The sequence below is a fragment of the Flavobacterium arabinosi genome (genome assembly GCF_048158725.1).
Classification (GTDB): Bacteria; Bacteroidota; Bacteroidia; order Flavobacteriales; family Flavobacteriaceae; genus Flavobacterium; species Flavobacterium arabinosi.
The window spans coordinates 211,531-227,897 of record NZ_JBLNKX010000005.1 but is presented as its reverse complement, the minus strand read 5'-3'; the positions used below and the strand labels follow the sequence as shown (position 1 = coordinate 227,897).

At 33.7% G+C, this 16,367-nt stretch carries 17 protein-coding genes; 10 read left to right on the top strand and 7 right to left on the bottom strand.

Features of this window, described 5'->3' with window-relative positions; translation table 11 throughout:
- Positions 1 to 222: 222 nt before the first annotated feature.
- The 5 genes from ACM55K_RS12125 (at position 223) to ACM55K_RS12105 (ending at position 6,827) form a co-directional block, all read left to right on the top strand.
- Positions 223 to 615: a hypothetical protein gene (locus tag ACM55K_RS12125; RefSeq protein ID WP_416850512.1), complete on the top strand. Its 393-nt coding sequence runs from the start codon at positions 223 to 225 to the stop codon at positions 613 to 615.
- Between the two features lie 135 nt (positions 616 to 750).
- Positions 751 to 1,263 (top strand): MarR family winged helix-turn-helix transcriptional regulator, encoded by a 513-nt coding sequence (locus tag ACM55K_RS12120; protein ID WP_416850511.1) that lies wholly within the window; start codon positions 751 to 753, stop codon positions 1,261 to 1,263.
- A gap of 49 nt (positions 1,264 to 1,312) precedes the next feature.
- Complete coding sequence (locus ACM55K_RS12115; protein ID WP_416850510.1) at positions 1,313 to 3,703, top strand: 3-hydroxyacyl-CoA dehydrogenase/enoyl-CoA hydratase family protein; 2,391 nt, start codon at positions 1,313 to 1,315, stop codon at positions 3,701 to 3,703.
- A gap of 80 nt (positions 3,704 to 3,783) precedes the next feature.
- Positions 3,784 to 4,968 carry an acetyl-CoA C-acyltransferase gene (locus ACM55K_RS12110; RefSeq protein WP_416850509.1) on the top strand — a complete coding sequence of 395 codons (1,185 nt, stop codon included), beginning with the start codon at positions 3,784 to 3,786 and terminating at the stop codon, positions 4,966 to 4,968.
- A gap of 53 nt (positions 4,969 to 5,021) precedes the next feature.
- A complete protein-coding gene (locus ACM55K_RS12105; protein WP_416850508.1) occupies positions 5,022 to 6,827 on the top strand; it encodes an acyl-CoA dehydrogenase family protein in 1,806 nt (601 codons plus the stop codon).
- Between the two features lie 92 nt (positions 6,828 to 6,919).
- Here the strand turns inward: ACM55K_RS12105 and ACM55K_RS12100 are convergent, their stop codons facing one another.
- From ACM55K_RS12100 to ACM55K_RS12090, 3 genes are all read right to left on the bottom strand, one after another.
- Positions 6,920 to 7,444: a DUF4251 domain-containing protein gene (locus ACM55K_RS12100; protein ID WP_416850506.1), complete on the bottom strand. Its 525-nt coding sequence runs from the start codon at positions 7,442 to 7,444 to the stop codon at positions 6,920 to 6,922.
- Positions 7,445 to 7,499: 55 nt separating this feature from the next.
- Positions 7,500 to 7,928 (bottom strand): META domain-containing protein, encoded by a 429-nt coding sequence (locus ACM55K_RS12095; RefSeq protein WP_416850505.1) that lies wholly within the window; start codon positions 7,926 to 7,928, stop codon positions 7,500 to 7,502.
- 143 nt (positions 7,929 to 8,071) lie between these two features.
- Positions 8,072 to 8,986, bottom strand: coding sequence for a YihY/virulence factor BrkB family protein (locus tag ACM55K_RS12090; protein WP_416850504.1), 915 nt, complete (start codon positions 8,984 to 8,986; stop codon positions 8,072 to 8,074).
- Positions 8,987 to 9,221: 235 nt separating this feature from the next.
- Between ACM55K_RS12090 and ACM55K_RS12085 the strand changes: the two genes are divergently transcribed.
- The 3 genes from ACM55K_RS12085 (at position 9,222) to ACM55K_RS12075 (ending at position 11,627) form a co-directional block, all read left to right on the top strand.
- A complete protein-coding gene (locus ACM55K_RS12085) occupies positions 9,222 to 9,749 on the top strand; it encodes a superoxide dismutase family protein (RefSeq protein ID WP_416850503.1) in 528 nt (175 codons plus the stop codon).
- Between the two features lie 19 nt (positions 9,750 to 9,768).
- Entirely contained in the window at positions 9,769 to 10,338 is a 570-nt protein-coding gene (locus ACM55K_RS12080; RefSeq protein ID WP_416850502.1) for a YdeI/OmpD-associated family protein, read from the top strand.
- An 86-nt stretch (positions 10,339 to 10,424) separates the two neighbouring features.
- Complete coding sequence (locus ACM55K_RS12075) at positions 10,425 to 11,627, top strand: LETM1-related biofilm-associated protein (RefSeq protein ID WP_416850501.1); 1,203 nt, start codon at positions 10,425 to 10,427, stop codon at positions 11,625 to 11,627.
- A 27-nt stretch (positions 11,628 to 11,654) separates the two neighbouring features.
- Here the strand turns inward: ACM55K_RS12075 and can are convergent, their stop codons facing one another.
- Positions 11,655 to 12,290, bottom strand: a complete 636-nt coding sequence (gene can, locus ACM55K_RS12070) for a carbonate dehydratase (RefSeq protein ID WP_416850500.1) — start codon at positions 12,288 to 12,290, stop codon at positions 11,655 to 11,657.
- A 111-nt stretch (positions 12,291 to 12,401) separates the two neighbouring features.
- Positions 12,402 to 12,881 carry a Dps family protein gene (locus ACM55K_RS12065; protein ID WP_416850615.1) on the bottom strand — a complete coding sequence of 160 codons (480 nt, stop codon included), beginning with the start codon at positions 12,879 to 12,881 and terminating at the stop codon, positions 12,402 to 12,404.
- A 97-nt stretch (positions 12,882 to 12,978) separates the two neighbouring features.
- Here ACM55K_RS12065 and ACM55K_RS12060 point away from each other — a divergent pair, with 97 nt between their 5' ends.
- A complete protein-coding gene (locus ACM55K_RS12060; RefSeq protein ID WP_416850499.1) occupies positions 12,979 to 13,920 on the top strand; it encodes a LysR substrate-binding domain-containing protein in 942 nt (313 codons plus the stop codon).
- Between the two features lie 32 nt (positions 13,921 to 13,952).
- Here the strand turns inward: ACM55K_RS12060 and ACM55K_RS12055 are convergent, their stop codons facing one another.
- Both ACM55K_RS12055 and mnmC2 read right to left on the bottom strand, forming a co-directional pair.
- Complete coding sequence (locus tag ACM55K_RS12055; protein ID WP_143388061.1) at positions 13,953 to 14,150, bottom strand: hypothetical protein; 198 nt, start codon at positions 14,148 to 14,150, stop codon at positions 13,953 to 13,955.
- A gap of 149 nt (positions 14,151 to 14,299) precedes the next feature.
- Positions 14,300 to 14,962 carry a tRNA (5-methylaminomethyl-2-thiouridine)(34)-methyltransferase MnmC2 gene (gene mnmC2, locus ACM55K_RS12050; RefSeq protein WP_416850498.1) on the bottom strand — a complete coding sequence of 221 codons (663 nt, stop codon included), beginning with the start codon at positions 14,960 to 14,962 and terminating at the stop codon, positions 14,300 to 14,302.
- Between the two features lie 306 nt (positions 14,963 to 15,268).
- Between mnmC2 and ACM55K_RS12045 the strand changes: the two genes are divergently transcribed.
- Positions 15,269 to 16,336 (top strand): branched-chain amino acid aminotransferase, encoded by a 1,068-nt coding sequence (locus ACM55K_RS12045; RefSeq protein WP_416850497.1) that lies wholly within the window; start codon positions 15,269 to 15,271, stop codon positions 16,334 to 16,336.
- The last annotated feature ends 31 nt before the right edge of the window (positions 16,337 to 16,367 follow it).

Sequence of the window (16,367 nt, the reverse complement as noted above, 5' to 3'; positions counted from 1 at the left end):
GCACCTTCTTTCGCGTGAGGGATAGAAGTGGCATCCTTTTATGGAACGACAGCGCAATAAAAGATACAACGTACAGCCCGACACCCAGGGGCACGCCCAAAAAACAGCATTCAACTCGTTTAGCCTCACAACTATTTCATATTTAATTGTTATTTAACAGTTTAGCTATTATTTTGTTATTTTTCAATACCTTTATTGTGTTAACCCATAAAACCAAACATTATGAATGTGAAAAACTTTTTAGTTTCAGGTATTGTAGGCGGTATAATCTACTTCCTTTATGGATGGTTGTTTTACGGGATTCTATTTAAAGAAGCATTTCCGTCCAATGGGAATGAAAATTATGTAATGATATTTTTAGGGTGTCTTACATTTGGATTATTTACAGCCTATATTTTTACAAAATGGGCAGGGATTTCAAATTGGATAACAGGTTTTGGTGCTGGTGCTATACTTGGATTATTTATGGCTTTTTATATGAATTTCTTTGCCAATTCAATGAAATTAACACCAGACATTGACTTTCAGATTATGGCATTGGATATTGCAATCACTGTTGTAATGTCAGCATTGACCGGTGCCGTTATCGCACTTGTTAATGGAAAACTAAAATAAATGAAAATTCTTACTAAAAAACTCTTCATTTTATGGGGAGTTTTTTAGTTTTGACAAAAAATTAAAAAAATAATTAAACTTATTATGCGTGCATAGTATTTTTTTATTATATTTGAAAACGATATAGTTAGAGATATGAAAGATAAAACAATAGATTATATTTTAAGAGCGACTTGGCAGGCAGTCTCCAGAATGTACAATGAAGAAGCCTCTAAATACGGTGCAACTATGGCTACAGGTTTTGCCCTGCTGAGTATGGATAAAGAAAAAGGAACGCCCTCTACCGCTTTAGGCCCAAAAATGGGTATGGAAGCAACGAGTCTTACCAGAACCTTGAAATCAATGGAAGATAAAGGCTTAATCTTAAGAAAGAAAAATCCTTATGATGGTCGTGGCGTTTTGATTTACCTGACAGAATTTGGTAAAGAGAAGAGAGAATTGTCAAAAAACACCGTTTTAAAATTCAATGAAACCGTGCGAAAACATATATCAGAGGAAAAATTGCAACATTTTATTGAAGTGGCAGAAACCATCAATGAATTAATTCATGATAAAAATATATTTAACCCCACGAGCGTCGGCGAACTGGCGGAGCAAACTGAAAAACCAGAAAATGACATTGCCACGATTCAAAAAAACAATCAATAATTAGAAATGGCGCTAACATATTCCTATAAAAAACAAATAATAACTACGTATGAAACGCACAATTAAAAAAGTCGCAGTAATTGGATCCGGAATTATGGGTTCCGGAATTGCTTGCCATTTTGCCAACATTGGAGTTGAAGTTTTACTTTTGGACATTGTTCCACAAGAACTCACCGAAGCTGAAGCTAAAAAAGGGCTTACTTTAGATAGCAAAATTGTCAGAAACCGATTAGTGAATGAGCATTTGGCTAATTCCCTAAAATCGAAACCCTCCCCTATTTATAATCCGAAATTTGCCAGTAGAATTACTACGGGAAACACAATGGATGACATGGCGAAAATCACTGCTGTTGATTGGATTATTGAAGTGGTGGTGGAACGTTTAGACATCAAAAAGTTAGTTTTTGAACAAATTGAAAAATTCAGAAAACCGGGAACTTTAGTTACTTCAAATACATCGGGAATTCCAATTCACTTTATGAGTGAAGGAAGAAGTGACGATTTTCAAAAACATTTTTGTGGTACACACTTTTTCAACCCTGCGCGTTATTTAAAATTATTCGAAATCATACCTGGTCCACAAACAGCAACGGAAGTTTTGGATTTCCTTACTGGTTATGGTTCAAAATTCTTAGGAAAAACTTCGGTCGTTGCCAAAGATACTCCGGCATTCATTGGAAACCGAATTGGAATTTACGGGATTCAGAGTTTGTTTCATTTGGTAAAAGAAATGGGATTAACGATTGAAGAAGTGGATAAATTGACTGGTCCCGTTATCGGAAGACCTAAATCAGCCACTTTCAGAACGGTTGACGTCGTTGGATTGGATACTTTGGTACATGTTGCCAACGGGATCTACGAAAACTGCCCGAATGATGAACAACACGATTTGTTCAAATTGCCAGATTTCGTCAACAAAATGATGGAAAAAAAATGGTTTGGAAGCAAAACAGGTCAAGGTTTCTATAAAAAAGTCGATAAAGATATTTTGTCTTTGGATTTAGACACTTTAGAATACCGTCCGGCCAAAAGAGCTTCTTTTCCAACTTTAGAATTGACAAAAACGATTGATAAACCAATTGATCGTTTTAAAGTTCTGGTAAAAGGAACAGATAAAGCCGGAGAATTCTACCGAAAAAGTTTTGCTGGAATGTTTGCTTACGTTTCGAACAGAATTCCTGAAATCTCAGATGAATTATACAAGATTGATGATGCGATGAAAGCCGGTTTTGGATGGGAAAATGGTCCTTTCGAAATTTGGGATGCCATTGGTGTCGAAAAAGGAATCGAAATCATGAAAGCCGAAGGTTTAGCACCAGCTGCTTGGGTAAACGAGATGTTGGCTTCCGGAAGTTCCAGTTTTTATACTGTAAAAGAAGGCGCTAGTTTTTTCTACAATATTCCAACAAAATCTCAAACTAAAGTTCCGGGTCAGGATGCATTCATCATCTTGAACAACATTCGCGAAAGCAAAAAAGTGTGGAGCAATAGTGGAGCAATTATACAAGATTTAGGAGACGGAATTTTGAATTTAGAATTCCAGTCAAAAATGAATACGATTGGCGGAGATGTTTTGGCAGCCATCAATAAAGCAATCGACTTATCTGAAAAGGAATATCAAGGACTAGTTATTGGAAATCAAGCGGCAAATTTCTCTGTTGGTGCCAATATCGGAATGATATTTATGATGGCAGTCGAGCAAGAATACGACGAGTTGAACATGGCGATCAAAATGTTTCAAGACACGATGATGCGCGTACGTTACTCCGGAATCCCTATTGTGGTTGCACCACACGGAATGACTTTTGGTGGTGGTTGCGAAATGAGTTTGCATGCAGACAAAGTAGTTGCTGCAGCCGAAACTTATATGGGATTAGTAGAATTTGGTGTTGGCGTAATTCCTGGCGGTGGCGGATCGAAAGAAATGACCTTGCGTGCGGCTGATTTATTCCATAAAAATGATGTGGAATTAAACGTACTACAAGAATATTTCTTGACTATTGCTATGGCAAAAGTATCCACTTCTGGTTACGAGGCTTTTGATACCGGACTTTTACAACATGGAAAAGACATCATTGTGGTGAACAAAGACCGTCAAATAGCTGAAGCGAAGAAACACGCTTTACTAATGGCAGAAGCGGGTTACACACAACCGATTCGTAGAAATGATGTGAAAGTATTAGGAAAGCAAGCCTTAGGAATGTTCCTTGTTGGAACTGACCAAATGGTTGCCGGAAAATACATATCGGAACACGACAAAAAAATTGCAAATAAACTGGCGTATGTTATGGCCGGTGGTGATTTATCAGAACCAACATTCGTAACGGAACAATATTTATTGGATTTAGAACGTGAAGCTTTCTTGAGTTTGTGTACGGAAAGAAAAACATTGGAAAGAATTCAGTTTATGCTAACCAAAGGGAAACCGTTGAGAAATTAATTTTTAATTATAAATTATGAATTATAAATTATGAATGAGCTTCATTTAAAATTTAAAATTCAAAATTCAAAATAATAGTCATGAAAACAGCCTATATAGTAAAAGCATACAGAACAGCCGTTGGTAAAGCACCAAAAGGAGTTTTTAGATTTAAAAGACCCGATGAATTGGCAGCAGAAACAATTGAATTTATGATGAATGAGTTGCCTGATTTTGACAAAAAACGTATTGACGACGTTATGGTAGGAAATGCCATGCCAGAAGCAGAACAAGGATTGAACGTGGGACGATTAATCTCTTTGATGGGATTAAAAATCGAAGATGTTCCCGGTGTAACCATAAATAGATATTGTGCCTCCGGATTAGAAACAATCGGGATGGCAACAGCCAAAATCCAGTCAGGAATGGCTGATTGTATTATTGCCGGTGGTGCCGAAAGCATGAGTTTTATTCCAATGGGTGGGTACAAACCGACTCCGGATTATGCTGTTGCAAAAGCAGGAAACGAAGACTATTATTGGGGAATGGGACTAACTGCAGAAGCGGTTGCTAAACAATTCAATGTATCGCGTGCGGACCAAGATGAATTTGCGTACCAATCGCATATCAAAGCCTTGAAAGCACAAGCTGAAGGTAGATTCGATAAACAAATTGTTCCTATTACTATTGAGCAAACGTTCATCAACGAAAACGGTAAAAAAGAAACCAAATCGTATATCGTAAATAAAGACGAAGGTCCAAGAGCAGGAACTTCTGTAGAAGCTTTGGCTGGTTTAAGACCTGTATTTGAAGCGAACGGAAGCGTAACTGCGGGAAATTCATCCCAAATGAGTGATGGAGCCGCTTTTGTTCTAATCATGAGTGAAGAAATGGTAAAAGAATTGAACCTTACTCCTATCGCCCGTTTGGTCAACTTTGCTTCGGCAGGAGTCGAACCAAGAATCATGGGAATTGGACCTGTAAAAGCAATTCCAAAAGCATTGAAACAAGCGGGTCTAACCTTGAATGATATTGATTTAATTGAGTTAAACGAAGCTTTTGCATCACAAGCATTAGCAGTAACGAGAGAACTAAACCTAAATCCTGATATCATCAATGTCAATGGTGGAGCGATTGCATTAGGCCACCCACTGGGTTGTACAGGTGCTAAACTTTCTGTTCAATTATTCGACGAAATGAAACGCAGAGGAAGCAAATACGGAATTGTTTCTATGTGTGTAGGAACTGGACAAGGTTCAGCAGGAATTTACGAACTTTTACAGTAATGACAATATCGAGGATTTAGATTATCAAGAAAAACATATTAAAAAATATAAACATGGCAGATACAATTGAAAAAAACGTAACCCGTGGCGGTCAGTTTTTGGTTAAAGAAACAAAGTGCGAAGATGTCTTCACCCCTGAAGATTTTAATGAAGAACAATTAATGATGCGTGACTCTGTAAAAGAGTTTGTAGACAAAGAAATCTGGCCCAACAAAGATCGCTTTGAAAAAAGAGATTTTGCCTTAACGGTAGAAAGTATGCAAAAGGCGGCTGAAATGGGATTTTTAAGTATTGCAGTTCCTGAAGCTTATGGTGGAATGGGAATGGGATTTGTAAATACTGTTTTGGTTTGCGACTATATTTCGGGAGCAACAGGTTCATTTTCTTCTGCTTTTGGGGCACATACCGGAATTGGAACACTGCCAATTACTTTGTATGGAACTGAAGAACAAAAGCAAAAATACGTAACAAAATTAGCTTCTGGCGAATGGTTTGGAGCGTATTGTTTAACGGAACCAGGCGCTGGTAGTGATGCTAATTCCGGAAAAACAAAAGCAGTATTATCTGAGGATGGAACACACTACAAAATCACAGGTCAAAAAATGTGGATTACAAATGCAGGGTTTTGTAATGTTTTTATTGTTTTTGCCCGTATCGGAGATGATAAAAATATAACTGGCTTTATCGTAGAAAATGATCCAAATAATGGAATTTCTATGAATGAAGAAGAGCATAAATTAGGAATTCGCTCCTCTTCTACGCGTCAGGTTTTCTTTGCAGATACAAAAGTTCCTGTCGAAAACATGTTATCCGAAAGAGGAAATGGTTTCAAAATAGCCATGAATGCCTTGAATGTAGGCCGAATTAAATTGGCTGCAGCCTGTTTGGATGCACAACGCAGAGTTATTTCAAACTCAACAAAATACGCTAACGAAAGAATACAATTCAATACCGCTATTTCTCAGTTTGGAGCCATCCGAGCAAAATTAGCTGAAATGGCAACATCCTGTTATGCCGGAGAAAGCGCTACTTATCGTGCAGCAAAGGATATTGAAGATCGCATTGCGTCACGTGAAACCGAAGGAGCATCACATCAAGAAGCAGAATTAAAAGGGATTGAAGAGTATGCCATTGAATGTTCAATTTTGAAAGTGGCCGTTTCTGAAGATATTCAAAATTGTGCAGATGAAGGAATCCAAATCTTTGGAGGAATGGGATTTTCTGAAGATACTCCAATGGAAAGTGCATGGAGAGATGCCCGAATTGCTCGTATTTACGAAGGAACCAACGAAATCAACAGAATGCTATCGGTAGGAATGTTAATCAAAAAAGCGATGAAGGGTCACGTTGACTTACTCGGACCAGCATCAAAAGTACAAGAAGAATTAATGGGAATTCCTTCTTTTGATACTCCTGATTATTCTGAATTATTTGCTGAAGAAAAAGAAATGATTGGTAAATTGAAAAAAGCATTTTTAATGGTTGCAGGCGGAGCGGTACAAAAATACGGTCCGGATTTAGATGCACACCAACAGTTATTAATGGCAGCTTCAGATATTTTAATCGAAATCTACATGGCTGAAAGTACTATTCTTAGAACTGAAAAATTAGCCAAAAAAGAAGGTGAAGCCAAGGTACAGGAGCAAATTGCCATGGCAAAATTATACTTGTATAAAGCAGTAGATACCGTTACTCAAAAAGGAAAAGAAAGTGTAATCTCTTTTGCTGAAGGGGATGAACAACGTATGATGCTTATGGGCTTACGTCGTTTTACAAAATATACTAACATGCCCAATATTGTAGGATTAAGAGAAACTATCACTACAAAATTAGTAGCTAAAAACGAATATTGTTTCTAGAATACAAACAATATTCGTTTTTAGTTTATTTATTTGTCAAAAAAAACCGTCTTGTTCCTGAAAAACAAGACGGTTTTTATATAATTGAAAAATTACTTAGCTTCTTTTTTTTCTATTGGTTTAATTTCTCCATCATAAGAAATCGGACTTCGATTATTAGAATTAATGGTAAGTGTAGCGTTACCTTCAAAAAAAACAGAAAGAAATAGTATGTACACATCCGTATCTCCCTTAACAGTCACTTTTATTTGATAGGCTTTTCTCCCTTTTTCAATAGTAAATTCTTTTGGACTTCCTTCAAATTTTAAGCCATCATCCCTGCTGCCATAGGCAATGCCACTGTACCCTCTGCCAAAAAAAGGCATTTCACTATTAATTTTATCTGGCTTAAATTCCACATAATTAGAATTAGTGGTCAAATCTATACTTCGAAAACCTTGACCTAATGCTGTTCTTCCAATAAAAACAAACTCTTTTGAATCAATCAAAGATGCTATTTGTTTCTCTTTTTCGATTTTACGTTCTGCTCTTAATTGTTTCTTACTTTTTTCCTGAGCATAACTTACCGTTACTATCAGCGAAAGAAACAGTACTAAAATTGCTGTTTTTGTTTTCATGGTATCCATTTTATAATTTGTAATACTATTAAATACACCTTCAAAAATTTTGAATTTATTTTTTCTCAAAACGCATCATAGCGATATCGCCCATGATAAAATTTAATGTCTTTCCATCTTCTGAAATGGAATAAGAATCTATTTTTTGAAGCATTGACATGTAAATATTCTCCCCTTCTCCGGGACAAAACATTTTAGTTACTGCCATAGGTTCTTTGAAACTGATTTTATTTCCAACCACATTTAATTTTCCGGAATAACGATTACAACTGTTGCTTCCTGAAATACTGTTCTCTTTCAAGTCGAAAGTGATAGTCGGCTTTTTATTTGGATATAATCCATCAAAGGCTATTCTTGGTCCTGTAACATAATTTAACTCCCAAGTTCCTTCAAGTGAAGCTGTTTTATTCGTAGTTGTTTTAAAAGAATTGCAGGAAATAAATGCCAAAGAGAAAATAGTTAGCACCAAAATTATTTTTTTCATGTGATATTTTTTGTTTTATACTATCAGAAATAAAGCAAAAATACTGCCACTTTTAAGGTTTTTTAAAAAAATATTACAAAAATAAAACGTTTAAAAATTCGCATCCTAAGCTCCTAAAATCTTAAGAAACCGAAATCAATTTATTACTTTTTAAGCTCTATAACTTCCACCTTAATACTAACAGCATACCCATTTGGAATGATTTTTTTTCCATGTGCATTGGCATACACTTTAGTGAATTCAGCTCCGAAATATAAGATTATAGCAGAATAATATACCCATATTAAAATTATTATTATCGAGCCCGCAGCGCCATAAACAGTTGCTACCGTTGAACTTCCTAAATAAAAACCGATAGCAAATTTACCAAACATAAAGAAAAAGGAAGTGAAACTGGATCCTATCAAGGCATCTTTCCACGCAATATTTCCATCAGGGAGTGTTTTGAAAATAATGGAAAACAACAATGTTGTAGTCGCAAATAAGACTAAGGTGTTAAAAAAATAAAATATATAAACCATCGTGTCAGGAAAATAAACAATTAATCGCGTATTTATAATGTCCATTACTGTATTTACCATCAAACTGACCATTAATAAAAAACCAACTGAAGCAATCATAGAAAATGACATCAGTCTGTTTTTAATAAATTTCATAATTCCTTTATTGGGTTTTGCTTTTAGACCCCAAATAAAATTTATGGAGCTTTGTATTTCGGCAAAAACACCCGAAGCACCAATCAACAACATAATTCCTCCAAATATCGTTGCAAATGTTACACTATCAGACAATTCAATATTCTTAATGGTTTCCTGAATTTGGTGTGCAGCTTCATTACCAACCATTCCGTTAATTTGGCCAAAAAATCTTCCGGTAACTGCATCTCTTCCAAAGAAAAAACTAAAAATAGATAAAATAATAATTAATAACGGAGGCAGTGAAAATATGGTATAATAGGACAATGAAGCACTTAATTTTATGGCGTTATCATCATCAAATTCACGATACGTTCGCTTTAATAAATCCCAACTTATAATAGCGATCTCTTTATGCTTCATGTTTATTGTTATTTTATATTCTTTAGTAAGAAAAACGATATATTGGTTACCTTATTTGGCATAAAAGCACACACAGATTAAAGTTGTGTGTCAATTGCTGCTGTTTTCAAAACTACAAATAAATTGATTAGGTATTTATAATGATTATTGCAAAATTCCCATAAAATTGAATTATTAAAACACAATCCTATTATCCGTAATACAAAATTTTCTTACCTTTGAAATAAAACATATCATGAAAAAATTAGCTTTATTGTTCAGCATAGTGTTAGCCCTTTTTATTGGTTGTAAAACCAATTCTCTTTCTAATCCTGATAAAAAACTGGATATTGCTTTCGAACCAAAAAGTGGAAGTCAGGTTTCTGGAACTGCAACTTTTGTAGAAAAAGATGGAAAAGTGACTTTCGTTGCAAAATTAGCCGGATTAAAACCGGGTGTACATGCCATACATATTCATGAGAAGTCCGATTGTACGGCTGCTGATGGAAGTTCCGCAGGAGGACATTGGAACCCAACATTCAAAAAACATGGTAAATGGGGAGTTGGCGAATATCACAAAGGTGATATTGGGAATTTTATCGCTGATGAAAAAGGAAACGGAACCATAACTTTAACCACTGACGAATGGTGTATTGATTGTGGTGATACAAATAAAGATATTTTAGGAAAAGGACTAATCGTTCACCAAGGAACTGATGATTTTGTTTCTCAACCAGCTGGTAACGCAGGTGCAAGAGTCGCTTGTTCAGCTATAATTAAGTAGTTTTTTTTTAAAATTTAAATTGGAAGATAAAGAACACCTCTATTTTAAAAACACAGAAGAATGGCGTGATTGGTTGCACCAAAATCATCATTCTTCAAAAGGGGTGTATCTAATTTTTTATAAAGTGAGCAGTGAATTTGAAAGTATGCGATGGGAAGAAGCAGTTCAGGTTGCCATTTGTTTTGGTTGGATTGATTCAACAGTGAGAAAAATGGACGAAGACCGCAGAAAACAAGTGTTTTCTCCAAGAAAAGATAAAAGTGTTTGGAGCAAACTCAATAAAACGTATATCGAAAAACTACTCAAAGAAAATCTAATGCATGAAAGTGGATTAGCCAAAATTGAAATTGCTAAAAAAAACGGCACCTGGACTTCATTAGACGCTGTAGAGGATTTGATTATGCCCTTAGATCTGGAAATGGCTTTTGACAAAAACAGTGCTGCATTCGAAAACTACAAAAATTTTAGTCCTTCGTATAGGAAAAGTTATCTTTATTGGCTCAATCAGGCTAAAAGAAAAGAAACAAGAAACAATAGGATAGCCGAAATCATAAATCTTTGTTCTCAAAATAAAAAATCCAGAGATTAATATTTTGCAATAAATAATTAAAACTTAATCTAAACTTTTCTACGTAACCATAAAAAAACATAGCTTTGTAGCTTCAAATTAAAGCAATGATTAACCCCTCGGCATCAGGTTGGATAGATAAATTTTTTATTGAACAAAAATTTTCAAAAGAAACTGTTTCTAAAACTACTGATTCATTTTATCAAAAAGTTAGAAGTACAGGTTTTATATACGGCCATATAATTGCATTTGAAACCGTTAATAAAATTGAAACCAAAGGCTGGTTTAAAGAAGAGATTTCTAAAGTTGCTTTATTAAATACCTTATACGATGTTTTTTGTTTGACTAAGGAAGAAATCAGTTCTGAAAATTTCATAAAAGAAGCGGTTGATTTTTATAACCAAATGAATCCCCAAGGATTTAATTTATTCAAAAAAATCCTGCCTAAACATTCCCTTTCCTTAACACTGGAAAAAATAATTGACGAACGCGTCCAAACTAATGATACAATCATCAGTAAGAATTTCTCACATCTTGTAACCAATGCACTTTTGTTTATTGATGTTGTTGCTTTTCGCCAATATTTAATTCACGGAGCAATTCCTGAGAAATACTTAAAAAAAATTGAAGAGACAATCGTTAATCTTGTCACGCTGGCGCTAAAAATTAAATCAAACAAATCTCAATATGATGATTTGTTAATTAAACTTTTTGAAGCTTCAATACGCTATAGCAAATTTTCAAGAGTCTCTGTTCAAAGTTTGGAAACCCTTCAACTGGATTATTTTACACATGAATTGGAAAAATATTATTTAATCGACATTGCCGGTATGGCGCTTTGGAGTGATGGAATAATTGAAAATAATGAAGCCTATTTTTTACATTCATTAGCTGAAATGGTATCGATTTCAGATGATTTTGTTAATGAGAGCATTAACAGCACTAATGAATTCATTACCAAACATAAAAAAGAAATTCCTTACTTCAATTATTCGAATCCAGTCAAACACTTTTATGACCAAACTACTCAAAGTGTTGTTACTTTAGTAAGCCGTAATAAAAGTAGATTGATAAAGGAAATTGTGCAAAGCAAAGAATTAATGCTTCTGTTAGCCTATTCTACCCGAAGAGATTTGGATGAAAAGGAAAAGAAAAAAGTAAAAAAACAACTATTGGATATTTGCAAAACAATTCCTTCCTTGACTATCTTTTTACTACCGGGCGGAAGTTTATTATTACCTATTTTGATAAAATTCATCCCTACCCTTTTACCGTCAGCTTTTAATGAAAATCTAGAAGAAATCGAATAAAAAAATCGCCCGAAAGCGATTTTTTTATTAAAATTTTAATTGATATACATCATCCAAATCTTTATTTGAACTGATATTGACATTCAAATCCGTTACAAAACCTGAATTCAACCCGTAAGCCCAACCGTGTAATGTTAATTCTTGTCCGTTTTTCCAGGCAGATTGTACAATTGATGTTTTAGCCAAGTCAAATACTTGCTCCTTTACATTGATTTCTACGAAAGCGTTAAAGCGATCGTTTTCATCAACTATCGAATCTAAATATTCATGATGCAGGCGGTAAACATCTTTAATATGACGAATCCAGTTGTCAATGATACCTATTGATTCATTTCCCATAGCTGCTTTGACACCTCCACAACCATAATGCCCACATACCAGTACATGCTTTACTTTCAAAACATTTACTGCATAATCCAAAACACTCAGCATATTCATATCAGAATGTACCACCATATTGGCAATATTTCTATGAACAAATACCTCTCCTGGTTTTGCACCAACAATTTCATTAGCTGGAACTCTACTATCCGAACAACCAATCCATAATAAGGGTGGCGTTTGTCCTTTGGCTAAATCTGCAAAATAATTAGGATCACTAGCTAGAGATGTTTCTACCCATTTTTTATTATTTTCTAATATTTTTTTATAAAAATCGCTCATAAAGAATTACGGTCTAAGTTTATTCAAATTTAAAATAAAATTAATAGTTTTATTTGCTAAAAAAAAATCATTGCCGACTTTAGCGGTTATTTCACATATACTCTAGTATTGTTACAATTCTTCTTCCAACCAGGCATGCATCATCCAGATTGTTTTTTCTTGTTCAGCAATAAAATCACTCATCATTGAATTTGTCCCTTCATCATTGATTTCTGAAGATTTAGTAAGAATTTCTCTTTCAATTTTTAACAAATGAGATAATGAATTTACTATCAAATGAATGGCTTTTTCATCTATCGAAATATTTTTCCCTACGGCTAATTGGTTATTTTTAATATAATCCTCAAAAGTATGAAGCGGTGTTCCACCAAGAGTAAGAACACGCTCAGCAATCATATCAATTTTTAATTGCGAGTCATTATATAATTCTTCAAATTTCACATGTAAATCAAAGAAACGTTTTCCGCGAATATTCCAGTGAATACCTCTTAAATTTTGATAATACACTTGAAAATTGGCTAACAGAATATTTAATTCAGTTACAATTAATTCAGTTTCTTTCACCGGTAATCCTAAAATATTTGTTTTCATCATAGTTATTTTTTACAAATCTAGACAAGAAAACAACACTTTATACTATAAGTTAAATTGATTGTTTTTATATTTGCATCAGATATTACTATAAAAAATGACAATCACTCAATTAAAATATGTTTTGGCTGTAGCCGAACATAAAAACTTTACTCTTGCTGCCGAAAAATGTTTTGTAACTCAACCTACTTTGAGCATGCAAATTCAAAAAATTGAAGAAGAGTTAAGTATTCAAATATTTGACAGAACAAAAAAACCAATTCAGCTTACGGATATTGGACAAAAAATTGTCAATCAGGCTAAGAATATTGTTAACGAAGCCGATAGAATTCAAGATATTGTAGAGCAACAAAAAGGTTTTATTGGAGGTGAATTCAGATTAGGAATAATTCCTACTATTATGCCAACCTTATTACCGATGTTTTTAAATAATTTTATCAAAAAATATCCAAAGGTAAAACTCATAATCGAAGAATTAAACACGGCTGAGATTATTACAAAGCTCAATAATGGTCATCTTGATGCAGCCATTGCGGCAACACCTTTGATGGAAGAAAAAATCAAAGAAATTGTTTTATACTTTGAACCTTTTGTCGCCTACATTCCGGAGAATCATCATAATTTTCAGAAGGAAGAAATAGAAGTTTCTGATTTAAACTTAGATGAAATCCTGTTATTGCAAGACGGACATTGTTTTAGAGAAGGGATTTTAAACTTATGTAAAAGTGCCGGTAAGAATGAAATGAATCACTTTCAAATACAAAGCGGAAGTTTTGAAACTTTAATAAAATTGGCCGATGAAGGTTTGGGAACCACATTGCTTCCTTTTTTACATACCTTAGATTTAAAAGAATCCGACAAAATGAAATTACGTCATTTTAAAGAGCCAAAACCTGCACGGGAAGTCAGCTTAATTTTTCCTAAAAGCGAACTTAAAATTCAGATAATTGATGCACTTAGAAGCACAATTGCAGGTGTAGTAAAAGGAGCAATTGTTTTTCAAAATGTTCAAATTATTAGTCCAATTCAGAAAAAATAAAAAAAGGAACCGATTTAAGGTTCCTTTTTTATTTATGAATTTACGATTAGTAAACATTGTTTTAATTCTGGTTTTCCAATCGTGAAATTTAATAACCATTCTCTTAATTGCTCCATCTCGTATGGTAATAACGTTTTAATTGCTTTTTCTAATTCTTTGCAAAAAAGCATCGGATCGAAACTTACTCTTTCAAGCACTGATTTTGTGTAATCGAACATGATTTTCGACATAATAAATTAAGATTTTTGGGTTATCAAATAGTATTAATTTCTGTAAAAGTACATTTTTAAAAGAGACAACATAACAAATTAACTTTCTTTTTAGTATTTTATTTCATTCCAAAAAAAGTATGGTTTTTAAACTCAAAATTTTTCTTTTTCTATTTCTTAGTTGCACGAAACATTTCTCTTTTCCCAGGAGGCCCCGCTAATTTCTCAACTGCAAAACCTACTTCTATCATACTCCTTTTCACCACTCCTCTCGCAGCATAAGTAACCAGTACACCATTGGATTTAAGAGCATTATACATTTTTTTAAAAATGGCTGTACTCCACAATTCAGGTTGTACTCGATACCCAAAAGCATCAAAATAGATTAAATCAAATTTTTCAAAATCATCAATTTCTTCAAAAAATTGTTTCCTTTTGGTTAAAGTGAAATCATCCCTTAAAACAATATTTTCTTCCCAATTACTTTCATGCATTTTTTTAAATACAGCACTTTCATTACTGGCATTCAGTTCATCCACATAATTCATCGATACAACTTCCTCAGCTGATATCGGATAAGCCTCCACCCCCACATAATCGATAAATTGATTCATTTTGGATGCTTCCAAAAAAGTAATAAATGCATTCAAACCTGTTCCAAAACCAATTTCTAAAATTGAAACCTGCTTGTTTTGAAATAAAGACAAACCGTTTTTGATAAAAACATGCTGCGCTTCCTGTATTGCCCCGTGTTTAGAATGATAACATTCGTCCCATTCCTGTAAATGAATGGTTGTGGAACCGTCTAGCGTTTGGATTATTTCTCTTTTCAAAATTATAATTTGAGGTTGTTCTTAGTTTAATAGCTTTATCAGACCGCCAAATTTAATCAAAACTAAAATGTAATAGTCTCAAAAAATCTATATTTTTTATAAATTTCATATAAATTGACTCTATTTATTTCCATTTTTTAAAAGATAAATAAATCACAGTTAAATGCTATAATTAATGGAATAATCATAAGTATTTCAGTGATTTTTATTTAATTTTGCAAACATTAAAGTTGCTTTTTGTAAAAAAGCAACTTTAATACTCAAGCATATCACTTATAAAAAAATAAAAATAAACAATACCTTATTATGAGTACAACTCAAACTAGCAAAATTGAAATAATTAAAGCTCCTACTTCAAAAATAAATGAAGTAGATTTTGAAAACTTAAGCTTTGGTTCTGTTTTTACAGATCATTTATTCGAATGTGATTTTAAAAATGGGGAATGGCAAAAACCGGTCATTAAGCCTTACGCTCCTTTTTTATTAGATCCGTCTACAAGAGTTTTTCATTATGGCCAAGCTATTTTTGAAGGTATGAAAGCATACAAAGATGACAATAATGACATTTGGCTTTTTAGACCTGATGAAAATTACAACCGTTTCAATAAATCTGCTGTAAGAATGGCTATGCCAGAAGTTCCAGAAGATGTATTTATGAATGGTTTAAATCAATTGTTACAATTAGATGAAGCTTGGATAAAAAAAGGAAAAGGAAATTCCATGTACATTAGACCTTTTATGATTGCTACAGGCACTGGAGTAATTGCAAATCCATCAGATGATTATAAATTCATGATTATTTTGTCTCCGGTATCTGCATATTATTCTGGTGATGTAAAAGTACTTATTGCGGAGCATTTCAGTAGAGCTGCAAATGGTGGAATAGGAGCTGCAAAAGCTGCCGGAAATTATGCAGCACAATTTTACCCTACTGACTTAGCTAATAAAGAAGGATTCCAACAAGTAATTTGGACTGATGACGCAACACATACCAGACTTGAAGAAGCGGGTACAATGAATGTATTTTTCAGAATCAATGATACGTTACTAACTGCTCCTGTAAGCGAGAGAATTCTTGATGGAGTAACCAGAAAAACGCTGATTGATTTAGCAAAAAGTGAAGGTATAAATGTAGACATTCGTCCAGTTTTAGTTTCTGAGCTTGTTGAGGCTTCTAAAAACGGGACGTTAAAAGAAATCTTTGGAGCTGGAACTGCTGCAGTGGTAAGTCCTATCTCTGGATTCTCTTATAAGGATGTTTATCACGAATTACCAAAAATTGAAAAATCTATGGCATCTCAATTAAAAGATAAATTGACCAATATTCAAAATAAATTGGAGGAAGATACTTTTGGTTGGACTGTTAAAGTATAGATTTCAGATTTATTAAAAAAAGCGATTTTCA

What these genes read in the sequence shown, in the direction of transcription:
- ACM55K_RS12125 (WP_416850512.1), top strand. Translation starts at nt 223, where the DNA reads ATGAATGTGAAAAACTTTTTAGTTTCAGGTATTGTAGGCGGTATAATC.
- ACM55K_RS12120 (WP_416850511.1), top strand. Translation starts at nt 751, where the DNA reads ATGAAAGATAAAACAATAGATTATATTTTAAGAGCGACTTGGCAGGCA.
- ACM55K_RS12115 (WP_416850510.1), top strand. Translation starts at nt 1,313, where the DNA reads ATGAAACGCACAATTAAAAAAGTCGCAGTAATTGGATCCGGAATTATG.
- ACM55K_RS12110 (WP_416850509.1), top strand. Translation starts at nt 3,784, where the DNA reads ATGAAAACAGCCTATATAGTAAAAGCATACAGAACAGCCGTTGGTAAA.
- ACM55K_RS12105 (WP_416850508.1), top strand. Translation starts at nt 5,022, where the DNA reads ATGGCAGATACAATTGAAAAAAACGTAACCCGTGGCGGTCAGTTTTTG.
- ACM55K_RS12100 (WP_416850506.1), bottom strand. Translation starts at nt 7,444, where the DNA reads ATGAAAACAAAAACAGCAATTTTAGTACTGTTTCTTTCGCTGATAGTA.
- ACM55K_RS12095 (WP_416850505.1), bottom strand. Translation starts at nt 7,928, where the DNA reads ATGAAAAAAATAATTTTGGTGCTAACTATTTTCTCTTTGGCATTTATT.
- ACM55K_RS12090 (WP_416850504.1), bottom strand. Translation starts at nt 8,986, where the DNA reads ATGAAGCATAAAGAGATCGCTATTATAAGTTGGGATTTATTAAAGCGA.
- ACM55K_RS12085 (WP_416850503.1), top strand. Translation starts at nt 9,222, where the DNA reads ATGAAAAAATTAGCTTTATTGTTCAGCATAGTGTTAGCCCTTTTTATT.
- ACM55K_RS12075 (WP_416850501.1), top strand. Translation starts at nt 10,425, where the DNA reads ATGATTAACCCCTCGGCATCAGGTTGGATAGATAAATTTTTTATTGAA.
- can (WP_416850500.1), bottom strand. Translation starts at nt 12,290, where the DNA reads ATGAGCGATTTTTATAAAAAAATATTAGAAAATAATAAAAAATGGGTA.
- ACM55K_RS12065 (WP_416850615.1), bottom strand. Translation starts at nt 12,881, where the DNA reads ATGAAAACAAATATTTTAGGATTACCGGTGAAAGAAACTGAATTAATT.
- ACM55K_RS12060 (WP_416850499.1), top strand. Translation starts at nt 12,979, where the DNA reads ATGACAATCACTCAATTAAAATATGTTTTGGCTGTAGCCGAACATAAA.
- ACM55K_RS12055 (WP_143388061.1), bottom strand. Translation starts at nt 14,150, where the DNA reads ATGTCGAAAATCATGTTCGATTACACAAAATCAGTGCTTGAAAGAGTA.
- ACM55K_RS12045 (WP_416850497.1), top strand. Translation starts at nt 15,269, where the DNA reads ATGAGTACAACTCAAACTAGCAAAATTGAAATAATTAAAGCTCCTACT.